Consider the following 19,988-nt stretch of genomic DNA (forward strand, 5'->3'; position numbering starts at 1 on the left):
TTTTTTGTATTAGCCAAATTTTTTTTGCCGATTTTTTTCCGTAATTTTTTAAGCAATTTCCTGTTCCAGAATCTGGTCACGACCCGGTCCGTTAGACACAAATTTCACTGGTACGTGCAGGTAACTTTCTACTGCTTTTACGAAAGATTTCATCTCGGCAGGCAACTCGTTAAAGTGCTTACTTTTGGCTGCTGTTTCATCGCTCCAGCCCTTATACTTTTCCCAAACTGGTTTTACTTCATTTTCATTCAGCTGATAAGGCATTGCTTTCGTCTGCTGACCATTGATCTCATACGCAGTACATGCATGTACTTCATCAAAGGCATCCAGTACATCACTTTTGGTCATTACCAACTGGGTAACGCCACTCAGCATACAGGTATAGTTGAGGGCTACCAGGTCAATCCATCCGCAACGGCGGGGACGGCCGGTTGTTGCACCAAATTCATTACCTTCTGCACGCAGCTTCTCACCAGTTGCATCATGCAGTTCAGTTGGGAACGGACCACTACCTACACGGGTACAATAAGCTTTGGTTACACCAATCACTTCTTTTATCCATTTTGGCGCTACACCCAGACCGGAACATACGCCCGCAGAGATCGTACTTGAAGAAGTAACGAAAGGATAAGTACCGAAGTCTACGTCCAGCATGCTACCCTGCGCACCTTCTGCCAGTACTTTCTTACCTGCCTGTAGTTTCTCATTGATGAAGTATTCACCATTCACGATATTCATCTGTTTCAGGTAACTTACCGCATCAAAGAACTCAGCTTCCCACTCAGCGATGTCCTTTGCGATTTCCGCTTTCACTTCAGCAGTGAAATCGTAACCTGCCAGGAGATGCTGGTGTTTCTCTTTCAGTTTAGCGTAACGCTCATTAAAGTCGCTGCGCAGCACATCACCCACTCTCAGACCATTACGGCCTGTCTTATCCATATAAGCTGGTCCGATACCCTTCAGGGTAGAACCGATCTTTTCGCTGCCTTTAGATAATTCTGAAGCCTTATCAAGTGCACGGTGAGAAGGTACAATAATGTGTGTTCTTTCCGCGATAAAAAGATTTCTCTTCAGATCTACTCCCAGGGAAGAGATCTTATCACATTCCTTTTTAAAGGTTACAGGGTCCAGCACCACGCCATTACCGATCAGGTTAATGGTATTTTTATGGAATACACCTGACGGGATAGTATGTAATACTACCTTCTGGCCATCCACATATAATGTATGCCCTGCATTGGGCCCTCCCTGAAAGCGGGCTATGACATCGTATTTACCTGCGAAGTAATCCACAATCTTTCCTTTGCCTTCATCGCCCCACTGTAGGCCCAGCAAAACATCTACCATAAGAGTTGATATTGATTTTTTAAACGAAGTAGCAAAACTACGGAAGAAATTAGGAATTAGGAATTAGGAATTAAGAATTATGCCGCTCAATATGGCTTTTAGGTTAAATATCCCTCCCCTAAACAAAAATGACGAACTGCCAGTCATACTACCGGCAATTCGTCATTGTACAGACTTTATCAATTTAATTCCTGATTCCCCTACTCGTCTTCCAGACGGCTTACTGATTGAATACCATCCAGTTTCTTCAGTCTTTCAAACAGTTCATCCAACTCTTCCTTATCGTGAACGAACACTTTGATCAACCCTTCGAAGAGTCCTTCACGGGATTCAATGGTCAGACCGGCAATATTCACGCGGAGTTCTCCGGAAATGATATTGGTGATCTTGTGGATAACACCCACATCGTCCATACCAACAATACGGAGGCCGGTCAGGAACGAGATCTCCCTGTTCTTGACCCACTTGGTCTTCACTACCCTGTGGCCGTAGTTGGCCAGTAACTGGGCAGCATTCGGACAGTTAGTACGGTGTATCTTCAGGCCTTCGCTGGCTGTAATGAACCCAAATACGTCATCACCCGGGATAGGACGGCAGCAGTTCGCCAGTTTATAGGCGATCTTATCTGAGCTTTCGCCGAAAATGATCAGTTCTGCATCCTTCTTAGACGGGATGCTGTGTTTTACATGATCCTCAGAAATGTGTTCAGGCGTCTTCGGCGGTGGCGGCTTAGGCGCTTCCAGCTTATCCCCGAGCTGCGTGAACTGCTTCAGTTCCTTCAGGTCAATATTCTTAACAGCGATCTGGTAGTACAGGTCCAGCGGTGAAGGCTGTTTATAGAATTGTACCAGCTCGTTGATGTTATGCTGACTATTGGCAATCTTCATGTGATCGAGCTTCCGCTCCAGCACATCCTTACCATCCATGGCCACCTTCCGCTTTTCTTCCTTCAGCGCGTCCTTGATCTTGGACTTGGCTTTGGCAGTGAGCGCGTAGTTCAGCCAGTCTTCCGTCGGTTTTTGTTTATTAGAAGTGATGATCTCTACCTGGTCCCCGCTACGCAACTTATGACTGATAGGCACCAGCTTATAGTTCACCTTCGCCCCGATACACTTGTTACCTACCGCACTGTGGATGGAATAGGCAAAATCGAGGGCGGTAGAGTTGACCGGCAATATTTTCAGGTCACCCTTCGGTGTATAAACATAGATCTCTTCCGTAAAGAGGTTGCTCTTGAAGTCGGCCAGGAAATCCAGCGTATTGGAATCCGGGTTGTTCAGGATCTCCCTGATCTGGGTGAACCACTGATCGAATTTAGACTCAGTGGTGGCACTTTGTGCGCTACCTTCCTTATATCGCCAGTGAGCAGCCAGACCTTTCTCCGCATAATCGTTCATACGTTTGGTACGGATCTGTACTTCCACCCATTTACCCTGTGGACCCATTACGGTGACGTGCAGCGCCTCGTAACCATTGGATTTGGGATTACTGAGCCAGTCGCGGGTACGCTCTGGACTCGGATGATAGAAGTCAGTGATGATGGAATAAACCTTCCAGCAGTCAGACTTTTCCTTCTCCACAGGAGAGTCCATGATAATACGGATCGCAAAGAGGTCATACACTTCTTCGAAAGTGACGCCTTTCTTTTTGATCTTATTCCAGATGGAGTGTATGGATTTAGGTCTTCCGAAGATCTCGAAATTGAGTCCTTCCTCCTGTAACACCTCCTTGATAGGCTTTATAAATTCGTTGATATAACGGGTACGCTCACGTTTTGTTTCCTTGAGCTTTTTGGCAATTTCCCGGTAGGTTTGCTGCTCGGTGTACTTCATGGACAGGTCTTCCATCTCCGATTTGATATTATACAAACCAAGACGGTGAGCGAGCGGTGCATATATAAATACGGTCTCCGAGGCTATCTTGAGCTGTTTCTCACGGCTCATGCTATCCAGGGTACGCATATTATGCATCCTGTCGGCCAGTTTTATCAGTATCACCCTGGGGTCATCCGCCAGCGTGAGCAGGATCTTTTTGAAGTTTTCTGCCTGAGCGGTGCTCGTATTGGAATCTATGACGGTTGATATTTTGGTAAGACCGTCTACTATATGGGCTATCTCGGGCCCGAAAGCGCGTTCCACGTCTTCAAGGGTTACTTCGGTGTCTTCCACGGTATCATGCAGCAGGGCACAAATAGCGGAACGTACACCCAAGCCGATCTCTTCAACGCAGATCTGCGCTACAGCGAGGGGATGTAAGATGTATGGCTCACCGGATTTCCGGCGCATTTCCTTATGTGCATCAGCTGCCATTTCAAAAGCAGTACGCACAAGTTCGCGGTCTCCTTTCTTTAAACGGGGTTTGAGCGACCTAAGTAACGCGCGGTAATGACGAACGATCTCTTTCTTTTCCTGTTCCTCGTCCAGATTATATTGTTTTACTACCACTGTATCCATCAGCTATAAAGTTACAATTTTATTGCATAGGATAACATGGCAGGAATGTGCTAATCATTCACGCCCCCAGTTTGCATTTCTGCAGTATTTCCCAGGAGGTGCCGGTATGACGGAGAAGGTAGAGATTACGTACCTGGAAAGCCGCGTCAAACGGGCGGGGCCGGTACTCTTCCATGGCACGGTTAAATGCTGCATCTGACAGATCGCGGAAAGCCAGGGAGATATGTGGGTTAAACCCATGGCGGGCCAGCATGTGACTGAAACCGAAGTCTTTACGCAGAAAAGCCACCATCTGTTGGTGTATGTGAACGATGCCTTCGTTCTTTTCCACATTGATATACAATACCTTCCGGCGGGTAAAGGAGCACCCTCCGAAGCCATGCAGTCTGATCTCAAACGGGGGAATAGAGGCGGCAAAGGTGGTCAGGGCTGGACATAAGGACTTTTCCAACTCCGGATTGGCGGTAAACGGCACTTGTATGGTAATATGTGGCAGCACCCGTAGTGCCCGCTGTGCTTCATATTTCTCTGCAAATTCCTGTTTCAGCCGGATGATCTCTTTTCCGACCTCCGCATTCGGGAGCAGGGCTATGAAATAGATCCTGCTTTCCGTCTTGGGTGGTTTGGGCCTGGGAGGAAAGCGTGGGCCGGTAGCGGGCCGGGACCTCCGGTATTGGTTGCCATTGTTCTGTCCATGGTGTCTTGGGGTACGGTGATTACGTTCATCACTCTCCGGACGGCCACCGCCGCCATAATGCTGATGGCGCGGCTGGTCATTTCTGCCGTAAGTCATTGTATTTGGTGGTTGTGGGGTTTGGATATGTTATTGTCACCCTTCACTGTCGGCAGACGTGGACCCGCTGCCTTTATCGGTACATTCCGGAATATTCAGTCTTACACCCACATTGTGCAGTGTCTCGAGCGCGATACCCGGTTCTTCTTTAAAATGTTTGCGCAAACGGGTCAGGAATACATCCATGCTTCTGCTTGAAAAGAAACTACTATTGCCCCAGACTTTCAGCAGTATCTCATCCCGTTTGACCAGTTTATTACTATTCTCTACCAGGTAGCGTAATACCTTCGCTTCCTTTTTGGTCAGCGTAGCAAACGTCTCACCACATGCACGTGTCAGCTCTTTTTCCTCATAATTGAAGCGGACGTCATCTCCCAGTTTATAGATACCATCACCAGGTACATCTTTAGGCAGGGTCCTTCTCAGGAACACCCTGATACGCATGATGAGCTCACGCATACTGAACGGCTTTACCAGGAAGTCGTCCCCTCCTATCCTGAAACCATGCAACCTTTCTTCATCTGTTGCCTTCGCCGAAATGAACAGAATCGGTATCATCCCGTTTTTCTTCCGGATGTCCTGTGCCAGCGTGAAACCATCTTTCTTTGGCATCATGACGTTCAATATGCAAAGATCAAAATCGTCCCTCTGAAATTTCTTTAGAGCTACCTCGCCGTCAAAACAATGCACGACTGCGTACCCCGCCGTTTCCAGCTGCTTCTTAATGATACTACCGTACTGATAATCATCTTCGGCAAGGAGAATTTGTACATTACTAACCATGCGTTTAGTTTTAGATCCGGTTCAATAGTTGTTAACACACAATGTCACTCACATGACCCTGCTACAATATTGCTGAATAAACTGCTCATTTTAGTTAATGATTCGTTATCATGTCAAACTTTTCTTATTCTAAGACTATTGGGATCAACTTGAAATTGAACGGATTGGGTTATCATAGACCACATACTTCCATAGACAACAAAAAAAATGGCTGCCTGTTCAAAGGCAACCATTTTTTTTGTTCACAGCTTTTCCAGCTGTTTGTTCACATTTATTATTCACTGTTCATTATTCTGCAGCAGAGATCTGTATAGCCACCGCATGTTTCCATGCTTTCTGCTGTACAGCAGCCGGAATAGTCAGCTGCGTACCGGTAGCCGTCGCCTTCCAGGAGATCTTTTCCTTAGCGCCCAGTACGGTCACTTTTGCTCCCTTCGCTGGCTTCAGGCCATTGAACACCACCTGTGCAGGCAGTTTCTCACCTTCTTCCAGCAGATAAATAGCGTATATATTGCCATTCTTCTTACGGGTGAAACATACCTTGCCATCTTTGTAAGGTGCTACAGAACGGGTACCATAAATCGCATCGCCATTGATCTTCATCCACTCACCGATAGCTGTCATTGTGGTATATGCCTCTTCATGCAGCTGGCCATCCGGACCAGGACCTACGTTCAGCAGGTAGTTACCGCCTTTCGCTACGATATCCACCAGATTGTGAATCAACTTGTTCACGGATTTATATTTATCATCCGGCACATATGACCAGGAGTTCGCCATTGTCATACAGGTTTCCCAGGGGTAAGACAGTGGTTTATCAGGGATCTGCTGCTCGGGTGTACGGTAGTTCTCGAACGGACCATGTACTGCACGGTCTACTACGATCAGACCCGGCTGATGGCTACGGGCCATTTTAGTGATACCAGCCATATCAATATCTTCATTCTGCTTCGTAGGACGGGTGTCTATTTCTGCAGCGGTGATATCATTTTCTTTCTTGTTATCCTGTTTACGTGCGCGAACCCAGCCGCCATCCAGCCAGAGGATCTCGATCTTACCCATAGTGGTCATCAGTTCCTCGATCTGTTTGTAGGTGAACTCACGGAAATTATTCCAGCGGTCCTTATATTTTACCACGTCATAGTTCACGTGTCTGTCTTTCGGTGGGAAATAAGACCACCAGTAATATTCACTATGCCAGTCTGGTTTGGAGAAATAAGCTCCTGTATGGATACCTTCTTTCTGGAAAGCAGAGAATACTTCTTTCGCTACGTTCTTTCTCGGATCGTTGCGGAAAGCACTGTTGGGACCAGCAATACTGTAATCTGTCTGTTTGGTGTCCCACATACAGAAACCATCGTGGTGTTTGGTCGTGAATACCACGTATTCCATACCGGCACCTTTAGCTGCCTTTGCCCATTTGGAAGGGTCAAATTTAGTAGGATTGAAAGTCGTGGACAGCGCCTCATATTTCTTCAGGTAGTCATAATAGGGAATGCCATAGGGATTACGCTGTGTCCAGCCTTCGTCTTCCGGACAGATGCTCCAGGACTCTACCACACCCCACTGGGAATAAGCCCCCCAATGGATGATCATACCGAATTTCCAGTCCTGCCATTCATCCAGTTTTTGTAATACGGCTTTGTCCGTTTCTGGTATGTACGGCTGACTCAGGCCATGGTCCTGCGCATTGGCCGTGGAAAAAGCCAGTACTGCGCTGCTAAATAACAAAAATAGTTTTCGCATGATTAATTTTTAAATGTATCTCTGAGACTTATAATTTTCAGCTGTTTCTGTATCTCTTCTAAAGAAATTTTGGAAGGCACCTGCACCGTCACTGTGACTGTTCGTCCGGGCAACAGGTCAAAGTAATTGTCGCTGAACTGAGATTCCGGCATGTTACTCAAAAGGAGGTATACATTCCGTGCCAGCCTATCAGCAGAGAGCGTAATGTTCAATGTCTTCGATAGAGATACGGCATTACCGCTGTCAGCGACATTATTCTTATGCGGCATCTTCTTTTCTTCCTCATACAATACTTCTTTCTGATAAGATCCTGGTATGTATGTTTCGTTCTTTACAACACTGTTGCTGCTTGTATCTACTATTACTTTGGTCTGAATGCCGGGATCCGGTAATTCCATTGTTCGGGCGTTAGCAAAGTAATACACATTCTCGGTTAATAACTTACCTTTCTTTACCACTTTCGTATAGAATATTACCTTCTGCTCATCCTGTCCCTTTAATATCTCACTAACAGCTATCTCATGTCGTAGTTTGCTTTCTGCGCCGGTCAACCGAACGTCCTTTACTGACTGCTGCCATAGTACTTTTCCTTCCAGGTCCAGCAACTGCATATCCAGCGTCACCGGCTGGTCCTGCGGTACATCCGTGATCAGCCACGTCTGCAGTTTCCCATTGTCCACCACATTAGACACGATCACCGGCTCAAATGCCTTCTTCACAAAATACTGTAATGCCTTCCAGCGTCCATAGTAATCAATACCAGACCAGGATGGACCAGGCCAGCAGTCATTCAGTTGCCAATACAACGTACCCATACAATATGGCATGTTACGGCGATGCGCTTCAATACCTATACGCATCCCATCCGCCTGCAACACCTGTCCTACATACAGCAACGATTCGAAATCTTTTGGTTCCCTGTAATAATGATCCAGGTAAGTACTGATCGCCGCATTGCCCCTGTTGCCACTCTTCTGATGCGACAACATCACCGGAGAATAAATATCCCGGTCTTTCTCCCCTGCAAAACTTTTGATCGTATGGATATCCGGGAATGACTGGAAACCGTATTCACTCATAAAACGTGGTACGTGGGTATTAAAGGATTCAAACCATTCCATCCCATGCCATACACCCCAGTAGTGATTGTCTCCTTTAGTAAAGTCTTCCTTCCTGCCCCAGTTGCTGATGGGCGAAGAATGGAAGTAAAACCTGCCGGCATCCAGTGTATGCACCTGTTGCGGCAAAAGAGATTTGAACAAAGTATCATATCCGCTGAGTAAAGTGTTCCATTGCATGTCACTGTAGCCGTACCCATTTCTCCATCCCCAGTTCTTAATGGCGACTGCGACTTCATTATTCCCACACCATAAAGCCAGGGAAGGGTGATTGCGCAACCGTTTGATGTTATATTCCGCTTCTTTCTTCACGTTTTCCAGGAATGCAGTATCTGACGGATAGACCGTACAGGCAAACATGAAGTCCTGCCACACCAGTATACCGTTGCGGTCAGCCAGGTCATAGAAAATATCCTTTTCGTAGGCACCGCCACCCCATACACGTACCATATTGAAATGAGACGCCTTCATATTGTTAAATAACTGCTCATACTGGTGATGTGTCACTCTTGGTGCGAAGTTGTCCAGCGGAATGTAGTTGGCACCTTTCATGAATACCGGCTTACCATTCACCTTCACATAAAAACTCTCACCCAGGCTATCTGGCTTATTCACTACTTCAATTGTACGTAGACCGATATCCAGTCTCTCACCAGCGACATCGCCAGAACCATCATTCACTGTAACATCTATTGTATACAGGAAAGGATCTCCCAGACCATTTGGCCACCAGCGGACAGGATCCTTGATCCGGACAGGGATGATCACCTGCTGGCTACCTGCTTCCAGCTGCTGCTTGACGATCACCGGAGAGAATGCATCATTCCTGCTAGCTACCTTCACGGTATATTTCCCCGCACGGGCCGTTTCAAATGTGATCACAGCATTAACAGTAGCCGATTTGTCGGTCAGACTTTGCTGCTGCAGCCAGATATTTTCGATACGGGTGCCATCACTGGCCACCAGGCTAATATTACCGCTGATACCGGAAGTAACCAGTCTGGGGCCCCAGTCCCAGCCATAATGGTAAGGTGCCTTACGCGCATAGATGCTCAACGGAATGTCACTGGCATCATTGCCAGCGGGATACACCAGTCTGTCTTGCAGGAAACGCTGCATGTCATAACGAACAGGGCTATGAAAGTAAACACGCACTTCATTCTGTCCTGTATGCAGCCATTGTTTCACATTGACGGTCTGTCCGACAAACATATTATCACTTTTCAATACCAGTTGCCCGTTAACATACACATCTGCATACGTATCCAGTTGTGCCATGTTTAATGTGATCACATCATGATTGATGAAATCAGCAGAGATCTCTACATTCCTGCGGTAAATCCAGTCTTTTTTATCCACCCACGCTACGGCTTTTTCGTTCATGCCCACAAAGGGGTCCGGAATCAGCTGATGGCCCATCAGGTCAGTATGTACTGTGCCCGGCACGGTCGCACTACGCCAGATGGTATCATCTGCATCGGCAAACTGCCATTGTCCATTCAGTAATATGTTATACTGCGCATAGGAGTACTGCGCCAGCATACACAGGCATAAGAGAAGTATATATTGTAACTTATTCTTCATAGTCCACGCTGTTGGTAATTGTAGATGTATATAAACTATCTTTGTATTATGAAAAGCATCTGGCAACAAATACTCCGTTACCTGTATATAGGCAAAAAAGATCCTGCTGCGCCTAAAAGCACCTATATCTCTATGATGCACGGGATGAACCGTATTTCCATCATCGTATTCGTGATTGCCCTGATTATAATGCTGATAAAGCTATTCACGCGGCACCACTAGGCCGGCGTACGTTCACTGTCCTGATTGTTCACGATTATTGTCTCGCTATCGCAAAACTTATTTCTGCTGCACGGTGGCTGGCATTCTTTTCCCCCAGTTTCGACCACAGCTCGGCATAGTCCGCTTTGATCCTGTCACGTGCTGGTTTATCCCTCAGCAATAAAGTTAGTTCGTTCAACAGGTTTTCCTCCGTCAGATCGTGCTGGATCAACTCTTTTACAACCGGTTTATCCATTACCAGATTGACCAGCGCGATATATTTCACCTTGATCAGCCTTTTTGCGAAGAAATAAGAGATCGCACTGCCTTTATAACATACCACTTCCGGCACACCGAACAGCGCTGTTTCCAGCGTAGCAGTACCTGATGTCACCAGCGCGGCTTCTGCCTGCCGCAGTAAGGCGTAGGTCTGGTTCTTTACCGTAGAGACATTGGTATGTGCGCCTGTCAGCTCCTGCATAAATGCATCATCCAGACTGGGTGCCTGCGCAATGATGAACTGGTGTTCCGGGAAATGTTTAGCCATCGTCAGCATAATCGGCAGTTTAACACTGACTTCCTGCTTACGGCTGCCCGGCAGTATAGCGATAATAGGTTTATCGGACAATGGTGCATCGGCAGGTCTTTCCTTTGCCTCTCTGATCACCTGAATAAGTGGATGCCCCACATATTCCACTTCATAATCCCACTTCTTATAAAAATCCTGTTCAAACGGCAGGATACAAAGCATCTTGTCCACACTCCGCCTGATCTTTTTCACGCGGCTCTCTTTCCAGGCCCAAACCTGCGGAGAGATATAAAATACAATCTTGTAGCCCAGCGGTTTTGCCCATTCGGCAATACGCAGGTTAAATCCGGCGTAATCGATGAGTACGAGCACATCTGGCTGAAACTGCTGGATGTCCTTTTTACAGAATTCCATGTTGCGCAGTACCGTACGGATATTCATCACCACTTCAATGAAACCCATAAAAGCCAGGTCCTTATAATGCTTCACCAATGTTCCTCCCGACTGCTGCATCATATCCCCACCCCAGCAACGGATATTGGCTGCGGTGTCCTGTTGTTTCAATTCTTTGATCAGATTGCTTCCATGGAGATCACCGGAAGCCTCTCCGGCGATGATATAGTACTTCATATGGCAAATATAATTTAGGAATCGGACGTACCCACCATCATTCGATTTTTCTTTAGGATAGCCACATTTTAATTTCTCAGATGATCAATCCTGTTCCCGGGCGACCATAGCTCACATCTGTAACAGGAGGCCCCTCTCCCCTATTACGGATCCAGCACGCGGGCATGTAATGGATGACGCAATATTAACGAGGATTTCGAAGCGATACTGCACAAAGTACACGACGGGTCGGTTTGGCGTCATATACCGGTCCTGCGCTATGCGCCGAACCTGACGTCTAATGTATATATGGGTTATTGTTGTTTTCTGCTTGTTGTCTTGTTCAGGTAAGCTTTCTCCTACGTTTCTCCTACGTTTTAGAACGTAGGAGAAACGTAGGAGAAAGCTTACCTCACTATACTTCAAACATACCTGAAACACACTGTGGTCATTCCTGCTGCGGTAGTACTGCCAGCGGGATACATCTCCGGGTTTATCCAATAAAAAAGTCGCTTTCGTCAGTGAAAGCGACTCAAAATATGATCAATAGTCAACGGCAATGCCCGTGGCACGAAGCGCGCACTATCAGGCTACAGATATTGATATCACTGTATTTACCAGTGTAATACCTTCAGGAACAGGATGACGATAGCGTACAGCATGGTCACCAGGAAGATGCCTTTTGCTGTCACATCTCTCCTTGATTTTGTATAAAAATAAAATACTACGCCGTTCAGCAACAAGCAGATACTGATCAGTTTTGGCAGCATCTGGTGGTTGTCCAGAATAATATTTATAAATTCAGACAGGGATACATCATGCTTTGGCATGAAGACTAGCAGGTAGTACAGAAGGAAGGCCACCATTGGTGTAAATAGACCCAATACGATGCCTAATGGGAGATTATCTCGTTTTAACATAGTCGGTTTTAATCATGTGCGGATAGACACATCAGATATTCCAGTCGTTTTCCAACTGTTTTTTCATGTTGTAATCAGTCAGATCGAACTGCACAGGTACCAGGGAAGCGTAATTATTCGCCAGCGCGTACACGTCGGTATCTTCTCCACTATCACGATTGATGAACTCTCCGGTAAGCCAGTAATATTTCTTGCCACGCGGATCACGGCGCTCATCAAATGCTTCCACCCATTTCGCATCTGCCTGACGACAAATTTTTATGCCTTTATAATCTTCTTTCTTAACAACAGGGATATTCACATTGAACAGGGTGCCTTGTGGCAGCTCGGTTTCCAGCATTTTTTTCGCTACTGTATGTGCCACTTCCTGACAAAGGGAGAAGTCCGCCTCAAAGCTATAGTCCAGGTAAGAGAACCCTACTGATGGTACCCCTTCAATAGCCGCTTCCATAGCAGCCGACATAGTGCCGGAGTAGATCACATTAATGGAGTGGTTCGCACCATGATTGATACCGCTTACGCAAATATCCGGCAGGCGGTGCAGGATCTTGTCACGGGCCAGCTTTACACAATCTACCGGCGTACCGGAACATTGCCAGGCTTCTATCCCATCAAAAATATCCACCTGGTCCAGGCGTAAAGGAACGCCTATCGTAATGGCATGCCCTTTTCCTGATTGCGGACTATCGGGTGCTACGACCACCACCTTACCCAACGGTCTTACTGCTTCGATCAGCGCCCTGATACCAGGAGCTGTTACACCATCATCATTTGTTACCAGTATGATCTTTTCCTGCGCTGTACCCTTCACGTGCTTTTGAGTTTTCTTTTCGGAACAAATTTAATATACTTAACCGATAGTCCCTAGTGCACTATCGTGTAATAATCTCATAACAGATTATCAACGTAAAAGATAGGTGAAAGATTACGCTCCCTCACCACATCCTTTACAAATAACATATAATTAACATAATATATTACAGGTCCGTCCGGAGCATCCGCCGGAATACCAGTCCTATGAACAGGGCGATATAGACGATCAGTGCTGTCAGGTAAATAGCACTATCGTAAGGACCGGAGAACTTGACAAGTTTCTCGATCATCGGGAAGGGCAGCAACTCATCGCCAGCCTGGAGGGGGAACAAGCCGCCCACATCACCGAAAAAGCGCTTGACGACTGCCACCAGGATCTGCTCCAGGAACATGATATACCCAATGAAAAGGATAATGGCCAGTCCCGTACGTTTCACCAGCACGCTTATCAGCAATGCCATACTCGTAGAAACCAGCATTTGCAGGAAATAGTACCCCAGATACCGGCAGCCATCTATACTGAATGGTGCTTTGCCTAATCCGCCGAAAATAATCACCGCAATCAGGGATGTCAACAACGCCACTGTTGACAGTGTCAGCACCCAGAAAAGTTTGGATAATACGAAGTCTTTTCTTTCCCAGCCATCAATGATATTCTGACGGTGGGTACGGTAGTTAAATTCATTGCAGACCAGTGTGATCAGCAGCAGACTGAAAATACCGGATGTGTAAGAGCCAACACTTGCGACCGTTTGCCATGCCAGGGGGAAATCATAGATAGACTGCCCGAACAATTTCTGCGCCTCTTCCGGCACACGGTTTACAAAGATGTCGTGGACTATAAAATTAGGTGCGAGAATGGCGACGATCCCAAGCGCGATAAACACCCAGAAAGTACGGTAATTCTTGACCTTAAGCCATTCTATTTTAATGATTTGCAGCATAAAATACAGTACAAAAGGGATTAGTTATTGGTTAATTCCAGGAATGCCGTTTCCAGGCTCTTTCTGCTCATCTGCAGATGATGCAGCCAGACGCCCTGTTGTGCGCACCAGCTGTTCAGTCCTGCCGGATCGATCGTGTCACGGAAAGTGACCTGTAAGATCCCGTCCTGACCAGGCTGAACGTCCATAAAGGCAGGGTGCTGCCGGATGAGTTGTGCCAGCGCCTGATTATCGGCACTGCCAATCTCTATAAAGTTGTCTCTTGACAGCACCGCATTCACCGGACCGGAACCCAGTAACACTCCCCTACGCAGAATGGCCACATGTGTACATACTTTTTCCACTTCATCCAGCAGATGGCTGGCCATGATAATGGTCTTGCCTGACTGGGCCAGCTGTTTGATCAGGTTCCTCACTTCGGCAATGCCGACAGGGTCCAGACCATTAGCAGGTTCGTCCAGTATAAGTACGTCCGGATTGCCCAGCATTGCTGCTGCAATGGCCAGTCGCTGCTTCATACCCAGGGAGTAGGTCTTAAAAGCAGAGTGCTGTCTGGCAGTCAGTCCTGCCAGTTCCAGCACTCTGGGAATATCGTCTTCACTTTGTTGTTTGATACTGGCAGCGATCTGCAGGTTCTTGTAAGCAGAAAGGTAATGATAGAAGTTAGGCGTTTCTAACAGGGTACCTATTTTTCTGCGTTGCACGGCTGAAGGGGGGTCGCCCATCAGGGTGAAAGAACCGGTATCTGCTTTCAGGACATCTGTTACAATACCTAATAATGTGGTTTTCCCACTGCCGTTGGGGCCGAGAATGCCGAACACGCTACCGGCCGGAATGTCAAACGAGACACCGCCAAGTGCCTGTACTGCACCGTACCTCTTTGAGATGTTATTAAGGGATAAAATGGTTGACATCAGGTGGATTAATTTCTAATTGGTTTACCGGTTTTGATAACAGCCTGCAATCTTTCCAGGGTCTTACGTTCACCAGCGAGGCTGAGGAATGCCTCCCTTTCCAGGTCCAGCAGGTACTGCTCACTTACCAGTGATGCTTCTGACAGGTCTCCGCCACTCATCACATATGCCAGTTTACCGGCAATCTTTGCATCATGTTCTGATATATAATTAGCGAAGCGCATACTATGAATACCGGTGAGTAACATACCCAGGGCCGTACGTCCCAATACCTTCACGTCTTTTCTTTCCACCGGACGGGTATATCCTTCATCTGCCAGCTGTAATACGCTGCGCTTGGCGTCAGCGATCAGGCGGCTCTGGTTGAGCGTGATCTCATCGTGTCCTTTTTTCAGGATGCCGAGGTCAAATGCTTCCTGTGCAGAGGTACTTACTTTGGCCATGGCAATAGACATGAAGCGATCTTTCAATGGTTCCTCCTCGATACGACCCTCTTTAAATTCATCGCTTGCGCGCAATGCCATTTCTTTGGTACCACCACCACCGGGGATCAGGCCTACACCGAGTTCTACGAGTCCGATATAAGACTCGGCTGCTGCCTGTACCTTATCAGCATGCAGGCACATTTCGCAACCACCGCCGAGTGTGAGCGCATGTGGTGCTACTATTACCGGAATAGAAGAATAGCGTAAGCGCATCGTTGTTTTCTGGAACATACGTACCGCCATATCCAGTTCGTCATACTCCTGCTCTGCCGCAAACATGAAGATCATGCCGACGTTGGCACCCGCTGAGAAGTTTGCGCCTTCATTGGCAACAACCAGTCCGCGGAAATCTTTTTCTGCCCTGTCAATGGCTTTATTGATCCCTTCCAGTACTTCACCTCCGATAGTATTCATTTTGGTTTTCCAGTCGATGGCTACAACGCCGTCGCCTATATCATACAGACTACATGCACTGTTCTTCCATACTACATTGCCCGAGAGATTTTCCAGGATCACGAATGTATCCGCACCTGGCAGCAGTTTATATACATGTGTTTTCACATCATAGTAATACTTCTTTCCACCTTCGACCTTATAGAAGCTCTTTACACCTTTTTCCAGCATTTCCTTTACCCATGGCGCCACGGTCAATCCTTTGTCTCCGATCGTTCTGATACCGTTTTCCACACCGATGACGTCCCATGATTCGAAAGGTCCAATCTCCCATCCGAAGCCGGCTTTCATCGCATCGTCCACTTTGTAGATGTCATCTGCAATTTCAGGGATACGGTGTGAGATGTACGAGAACAGATGTGCATGGAACTGCTGGTAGAACTGACCGGCTTTGTCTGTCGCACCAAATAAAGCACGCAGCCGCTGTTTAAGGTCTTCCACCTGTTTCGCCGCTTCTACACTGGCAAATTTGGATTTCTGGCGGGGACCATATTCCATTGTTTCCAGGTTCAGGGTAAGGATCTCTTTACCACCCTCACCTTTTGTCTTTTTATAAAAACCCTGACCGGTCTTATCGCCCAGCCATTTATTTTCTACCACTTTTTCCAGGAATGGCGGGATCACGAAGATACCTTTTGCTTCATCCTGCGGGCAATTCTCTGCCACACCTTTTGCCACTTTCACCAATGTATCAATACCCACTACATCGGCTGTACGGAAAGTGGCGGATTTAGGCCGGCCGATCGCCGGTCCGGTCAGTGCATCTATCTCATCAATATTCAGCTCCATTTCCTGCATGATGTGGAAAATAGCCATGATGGAATACACACCTACCCTGTTGGCGATAAACGCCGGGGTATCTTTACAGAGTACGGTTGTTTTACCCAGGTAAAGATCTCCGTAGTTCATCAGGAAATCCACAATTTCCGGGTCGGTATGTGGTGTAGGAATGATTTCGAGTAACCGCAGATAGCGGGGAGGATTGAAGAAGTGGGTTCCGCAGAAATGCTTTTTGAAGTCATCACTACGGCCTTCTGCCATCAGGTGAATGGGAATACCGGAAGTATTGGAAGTGATGAGCGTACCGGGTTTGCGATACTTTTCCACTTCGGTGAAGATGGACTTCTTGATGTCCAGGTTTTCCACCACTACTTCGATGATCCAGTCATAGCTGGCAATGTCCTTCATGTCATCCGTAAAGTTGCCCGTACGGATCAGTTTTACCACGTCCTTATTGTACACAGGGGATGGGTTGGCCTTCAGGGCGGACTGCAAGGCATCATTTACGATGCGGTTCTTCACCGCTTTGCTGTCAAGCGACAGACCTTTAGCTTTTTCTGAATCAGTTAACTCTTTAGGGGCAATATCCAGCAACAATACCTGAACTCCGACGCCTGCGAAATGGGCTGCAATTCTTGAACCCATAACTCCTGAACCTAAAACGGCCACCTTATTGATGTGTCTTTTCATAGAACGCGTTTTATATGCTACAAGCGCTGAGGCATTGTAGTGAGTCTTGATGTTAATATCGACAAATGAATATATGATTTTTTGGGAGACTAGCCACAAAAGCGGGAAAAAAACGAAGGGCCGTCTCCTGATCATGGAAACGGCCCTCTACTATGACAAGGTACTTACTTAAACTGCCTGAGGCACGGCTGCTACCAGTGCTTTTTTAGCGACAACGCCCTTTTTGCTTTTCTTCTTTTTACCCCACCATACCAGGAAACCCGTTACTGGAAGGGTGGCGCCGATCAGGGCTCCGAAGAAAGCGAGGATCTTACCGGGCAATCCCAGGATGGAACCCACATGAATATCATAATTGGCTTTACGCAGTTTTGCGCCGAATCCGGCTTCTGCAAAGCTGATATCATAGACTTTATTACCGGCCAGTTGTTTTAATGTATGCTGATCGAATGAGTAGCTTCTGTTGTTATAAAACTTACCGGCTGTAGGATAAATAGTGATCCCTATGGCAGCTTTGGGTTTGGAGGTATCTGCAAATGTATAGTAGAATCCCTCTGCATCCGGGTGCTTGCTGAGTACTTTACCCCACGCCAGGTCCATAGCCTGCTGGGGCGTATACAGTTTACCCAGCTGGGTAGAATCGGACTGTGGTCTTTTAAACGCCGGCAGTGTTTGTCCGCCGGAAGTAGCCCAGTATAACCCGTTGCTATACCATTTGATACCATAGACCATACCGGTCAGCGCGATGGCCAGTAATACCAGCATGGCATAAAAACCCAGCACGTTGTGCAGGTCATAGTTCACCCTTTTGAATGAGGCGTCCCATTTGATCCTGAAGCTTTGTTCACGGGCCTTCTTCGTCCACTTCTGTGGCCACCACAGTACTATCCCACTGATGAGGATAATCACAAAGATCAGGGTGCTATAGTTAACGATAGGACGGCCGATATCTGCGGGCATCCACAGGAAGCGGTGACCATTCAGGATAAAGCGGAAGAAGTCGGTTTCACCTGGTTTATGTGCTTTTACACTGATCACTTCACCAGTATAGGGATTAAGTCGCAGGATAGTATTTCCTTTTCTGCCTTCGCCAAGGCTCAGGTAGATGGCATTACCCTGTTGATAGGTAACATAACCAGGTTTTAGTTTAGGAAATTGTTGCGCGGCGATCTCCTGCACACGGGAAGGAGTGATCACAGGTCTATCCTGATGCGCAATAACAGTTTCAGGTTCCAGCAAACGGGTGATCTCATCATGGAATACCCAGATGCAGCCAGTCACACATACGATGATCATCACGATACCTGTGATCAGACCCAGCCATAGATGTAACCAGGCTGAAATGCGATAGAACAAACTGCGGGACTGCTTTTTTTTAACCGTTGGCTTCCTGGAAAAATTCATGTTCAGATTGTAATTGTGGCCCGATGACGGAACCTGCGCGCAAAATATTTGATAGAACCGGCCAAAATTAGCGTGTTATCCACCAAATCGTTTACGCAATCGGGAATAATAATCATGCAATTAAAGATCGGATTGGAGTTGTCAGGATCACAAGGTCAACCATTTCACCTTACCTTTGTACCCGTTAGGCCCCCAAAAAGCCCATAAGTGCCGCGAAGCGCACAGATAATAAGTATATACCATGAATCAGTTTAGCCAACGTAATGATATGAATGTCAGCGAGTCCGCACAGTTGCAGTGTATATTGAGTGATTATTCCTATGCCCTGGATGTGCTTGACAAGTATGATCACCAGTTACTGGAGATCGAAAGCGCCACTGAAGAGAACCTGTTCGTGATCACCTATGCAGCTGCTATGCAGGCTATACACGGACTAAAGGACCGCTTTGGCGGAAGTGCCCTGTTCGGTAATGAGAAGGACGATTCTTTTCAGGGGTCACTGGCCGCGATCTGCCAGACTTTCAGCGGTGATTACCTGTACCCGAGTGTGGAGGAGAAGGCGGCGCATCTGTTGTATTTTGTGATCAAGAACCATTCTTTTTCAGATGGGAATAAACGGATCGCGGCCTTCCTGTTTGTATGGTTCCTGGATAAGAATGGTATCCTGTATGGGAAGGATGGAAGAAAGCGTATTGCGGATAATGCACTGGTGGCATTTACGCTGATGATTGCGGAGTCGAAACCAGAGGAAAAAGAGATGATGGTAAAAGTAATTGTCAATCTTATTAATCATCACAACCAATAAAAAAGTCCGCCAATAGCGGACTCCTTTTATTTATGCCTGTACATTTAATACAGTAAAGCGTTTAACGCCGGCGGGCATCTTCCATTCCACTTCATCGCCTTTTCGGAAACCGATCATGGCAGCCCCCAGTGGCGCAAGTATAGAGATCTTCTTTTGTTTAATATCTGCATCAATAGGCATTACGATCCTGAAGTCGGTTACTTTGCCTGATCCTGCTTCCTTAATACTCACAAGAGAGTTAAGACGGATCGTACCCGCTGGAAGCGCATTATTATCCACAATCTTTGCGCGGTTAAGTTCATATGCCAGTGACATTTCACTTACATCATCTGTTTTGGTGCCTGCAAACTGCTTCAGGAGGTTGTAATCTTCTTCACAAAGAATTACAGGGTTCTTTTTATTTCCTGATTTCATACACTACTTATTTAATAATATTAAAAAATGATCCTGCCGATAGCGTATATCGCACAGTGGAACAAACTATATAGTTGAAAAATGAAGGGATCCCCGAACAGTAAAAGAATTAGTATAAGTCCGGGGAAAAAGTATTGAAGTCCTTAAACGTTGTGTAATAGTAGGACTTATCAGCAACCGGGGTAATGGTATGCACAACAACAGCT

General features: G+C 46.7%; 16 protein-coding genes. 2 read left to right on the plus strand and 14 right to left on the minus strand.

What is annotated here, in order from left to right; genetic code table 11:
- Positions 1 to 48: 48 nt before the first annotated feature.
- The 6 genes from GWR21_RS14515 to GWR21_RS14540 all read right to left on the minus strand — a co-directional run bounded on the left by GWR21_RS14515 (position 49) and on the right by GWR21_RS14540 (position 9,824).
- Positions 49 to 1,347: an adenylosuccinate synthase gene (locus tag GWR21_RS14515; protein WP_162332444.1), complete on the minus strand. Its 1,299-nt coding sequence runs from the start codon at positions 1,345 to 1,347 to the stop codon at positions 49 to 51.
- Between the two features lie 200 nt (positions 1,348 to 1,547).
- Positions 1,548 to 3,800, minus strand: a complete 2,253-nt coding sequence (locus GWR21_RS14520; RefSeq protein ID WP_162332445.1) for a RelA/SpoT family protein — start codon at positions 3,798 to 3,800, stop codon at positions 1,548 to 1,550.
- A 58-nt stretch (positions 3,801 to 3,858) separates the two neighbouring features.
- On the minus strand, positions 3,859 to 4,593 hold the full coding sequence (locus GWR21_RS14525; protein ID WP_162332446.1) for a 2'-5' RNA ligase family protein: 735 nt from the start codon (positions 4,591 to 4,593) through the stop codon (positions 3,859 to 3,861).
- A 36-nt stretch (positions 4,594 to 4,629) separates the two neighbouring features.
- Positions 4,630 to 5,376, minus strand: coding sequence for a response regulator transcription factor (locus GWR21_RS14530; protein WP_162332447.1), 747 nt, complete (start codon positions 5,374 to 5,376; stop codon positions 4,630 to 4,632).
- Positions 5,377 to 5,664: 288 nt separating this feature from the next.
- Complete coding sequence (locus GWR21_RS14535; protein WP_162332448.1) at positions 5,665 to 7,122, minus strand: alpha-L-fucosidase; 1,458 nt, start codon at positions 7,120 to 7,122, stop codon at positions 5,665 to 5,667.
- Between the two features lie 2 nt (positions 7,123 to 7,124).
- Entirely contained in the window at positions 7,125 to 9,824 is a 2,700-nt protein-coding gene (locus tag GWR21_RS14540; RefSeq protein ID WP_162332449.1) for a beta-mannosidase, read from the minus strand.
- A 48-nt stretch (positions 9,825 to 9,872) separates the two neighbouring features.
- Here GWR21_RS14540 and GWR21_RS31370 point away from each other — a divergent pair, with 48 nt between their 5' ends.
- Positions 9,873 to 10,046, plus strand: coding sequence for a DUF6728 family protein (locus GWR21_RS31370; protein ID WP_202929092.1), 174 nt, complete (start codon positions 9,873 to 9,875; stop codon positions 10,044 to 10,046).
- A 34-nt stretch (positions 10,047 to 10,080) separates the two neighbouring features.
- Here GWR21_RS31370 and lpxB read toward each other — a convergent pair whose 3' ends face one another.
- The 7 genes from lpxB to GWR21_RS14575 form a co-directional block, all read right to left on the minus strand.
- Positions 10,081 to 11,184 (minus strand): lipid-A-disaccharide synthase, encoded by a 1,104-nt coding sequence (lpxB, locus tag GWR21_RS14545; protein ID WP_162332450.1) that lies wholly within the window; start codon positions 11,182 to 11,184, stop codon positions 10,081 to 10,083.
- Positions 11,185 to 11,777: 593 nt separating this feature from the next.
- The gene (locus tag GWR21_RS14550) at positions 11,778 to 12,083 is read right to left on the minus strand and encodes a hypothetical protein (RefSeq protein ID WP_162332451.1); all 306 of its coding nucleotides are present in this window, start codon (positions 12,081 to 12,083) and stop codon (positions 11,778 to 11,780) included.
- 31 nt (positions 12,084 to 12,114) lie between these two features.
- On the minus strand, positions 12,115 to 12,894 hold the full coding sequence (surE, locus tag GWR21_RS14555) for a 5'/3'-nucleotidase SurE (protein ID WP_162332452.1): 780 nt from the start codon (positions 12,892 to 12,894) through the stop codon (positions 12,115 to 12,117).
- 166 nt (positions 12,895 to 13,060) lie between these two features.
- On the minus strand, positions 13,061 to 13,840 hold the full coding sequence (locus tag GWR21_RS14560) for an ABC transporter permease (RefSeq protein ID WP_162332453.1): 780 nt from the start codon (positions 13,838 to 13,840) through the stop codon (positions 13,061 to 13,063).
- Between the two features lie 20 nt (positions 13,841 to 13,860).
- Positions 13,861 to 14,754: an ABC transporter ATP-binding protein gene (locus tag GWR21_RS14565; RefSeq protein WP_162332454.1), complete on the minus strand. Its 894-nt coding sequence runs from the start codon at positions 14,752 to 14,754 to the stop codon at positions 13,861 to 13,863.
- Positions 14,755 to 14,762: 8 nt separating this feature from the next.
- A complete protein-coding gene (locus GWR21_RS14570; RefSeq protein ID WP_162332455.1) occupies positions 14,763 to 17,162 on the minus strand; it encodes a 3-hydroxyacyl-CoA dehydrogenase/enoyl-CoA hydratase family protein in 2,400 nt (799 codons plus the stop codon).
- A gap of 168 nt (positions 17,163 to 17,330) precedes the next feature.
- On the minus strand, positions 17,331 to 18,563 hold the full coding sequence (locus GWR21_RS14575) for a PepSY-associated TM helix domain-containing protein (protein WP_162332456.1): 1,233 nt from the start codon (positions 18,561 to 18,563) through the stop codon (positions 17,331 to 17,333).
- 241 nt (positions 18,564 to 18,804) lie between these two features.
- On the opposite strand from GWR21_RS14575, the gene GWR21_RS14580 reads away from it, so the two are divergent.
- Complete coding sequence (locus GWR21_RS14580) at positions 18,805 to 19,368, plus strand: type II toxin-antitoxin system death-on-curing family toxin (protein WP_162332457.1); 564 nt, start codon at positions 18,805 to 18,807, stop codon at positions 19,366 to 19,368.
- A gap of 30 nt (positions 19,369 to 19,398) precedes the next feature.
- Here GWR21_RS14580 and GWR21_RS14585 read toward each other — a convergent pair whose 3' ends face one another.
- The gene (locus tag GWR21_RS14585; protein WP_162332458.1) at positions 19,399 to 19,782 is read right to left on the minus strand and encodes a GreA/GreB family elongation factor; all 384 of its coding nucleotides are present in this window, start codon (positions 19,780 to 19,782) and stop codon (positions 19,399 to 19,401) included.
- Positions 19,783 to 19,988 lie beyond the last annotated feature (206 nt).

The sequence above is a fragment of the Chitinophaga agri genome, from assembly GCF_010093065.1.
GTDB lineage: Bacteria > Bacteroidota > Bacteroidia > Chitinophagales > Chitinophagaceae > Chitinophaga > Chitinophaga agri.

Excerpts from the sequence above, each read along its gene's own strand:
- GWR21_RS14515 (WP_162332444.1), bottom strand. The coding sequence starts at position 1,347 with ATGGTAGATGTTTTGCTGGGCCTACAGTGGGGCGATGAAGGCAAAGGA.
- GWR21_RS14520 (WP_162332445.1), bottom strand. The coding sequence starts at position 3,800 with ATGGATACAGTGGTAGTAAAACAATATAATCTGGACGAGGAACAGGAA.
- GWR21_RS14525 (WP_162332446.1), bottom strand. The coding sequence starts at position 4,593 with ATGACTTACGGCAGAAATGACCAGCCGCGCCATCAGCATTATGGCGGC.
- GWR21_RS14530 (WP_162332447.1), bottom strand. The coding sequence starts at position 5,376 with ATGGTTAGTAATGTACAAATTCTCCTTGCCGAAGATGATTATCAGTAC.
- GWR21_RS14535 (WP_162332448.1), bottom strand. The coding sequence starts at position 7,122 with ATGCGAAAACTATTTTTGTTATTTAGCAGCGCAGTACTGGCTTTTTCC.
- GWR21_RS14540 (WP_162332449.1), bottom strand. The coding sequence starts at position 9,824 with ATGAAGAATAAGTTACAATATATACTTCTCTTATGCCTGTGTATGCTG.
- GWR21_RS31370 (WP_202929092.1), top strand. The coding sequence starts at position 9,873 with ATGAAAAGCATCTGGCAACAAATACTCCGTTACCTGTATATAGGCAAA.
- lpxB (WP_162332450.1), bottom strand. The coding sequence starts at position 11,184 with ATGAAGTACTATATCATCGCCGGAGAGGCTTCCGGTGATCTCCATGGA.
- GWR21_RS14550 (WP_162332451.1), bottom strand. The coding sequence starts at position 12,083 with ATGTTAAAACGAGATAATCTCCCATTAGGCATCGTATTGGGTCTATTT.
- GWR21_RS14560 (WP_162332453.1), bottom strand. The coding sequence starts at position 13,840 with ATGCTGCAAATCATTAAAATAGAATGGCTTAAGGTCAAGAATTACCGT.
- GWR21_RS14565 (WP_162332454.1), bottom strand. The coding sequence starts at position 14,754 with ATGTCAACCATTTTATCCCTTAATAACATCTCAAAGAGGTACGGTGCA.
- GWR21_RS14570 (WP_162332455.1), bottom strand. The coding sequence starts at position 17,162 with ATGAAAAGACACATCAATAAGGTGGCCGTTTTAGGTTCAGGAGTTATG.
- GWR21_RS14575 (WP_162332456.1), bottom strand. The coding sequence starts at position 18,563 with ATGAATTTTTCCAGGAAGCCAACGGTTAAAAAAAAGCAGTCCCGCAGT.
- GWR21_RS14580 (WP_162332457.1), top strand. The coding sequence starts at position 18,805 with ATGAATCAGTTTAGCCAACGTAATGATATGAATGTCAGCGAGTCCGCA.
- GWR21_RS14585 (WP_162332458.1), bottom strand. The coding sequence starts at position 19,782 with ATGAAATCAGGAAATAAAAAGAACCCTGTAATTCTTTGTGAAGAAGAT.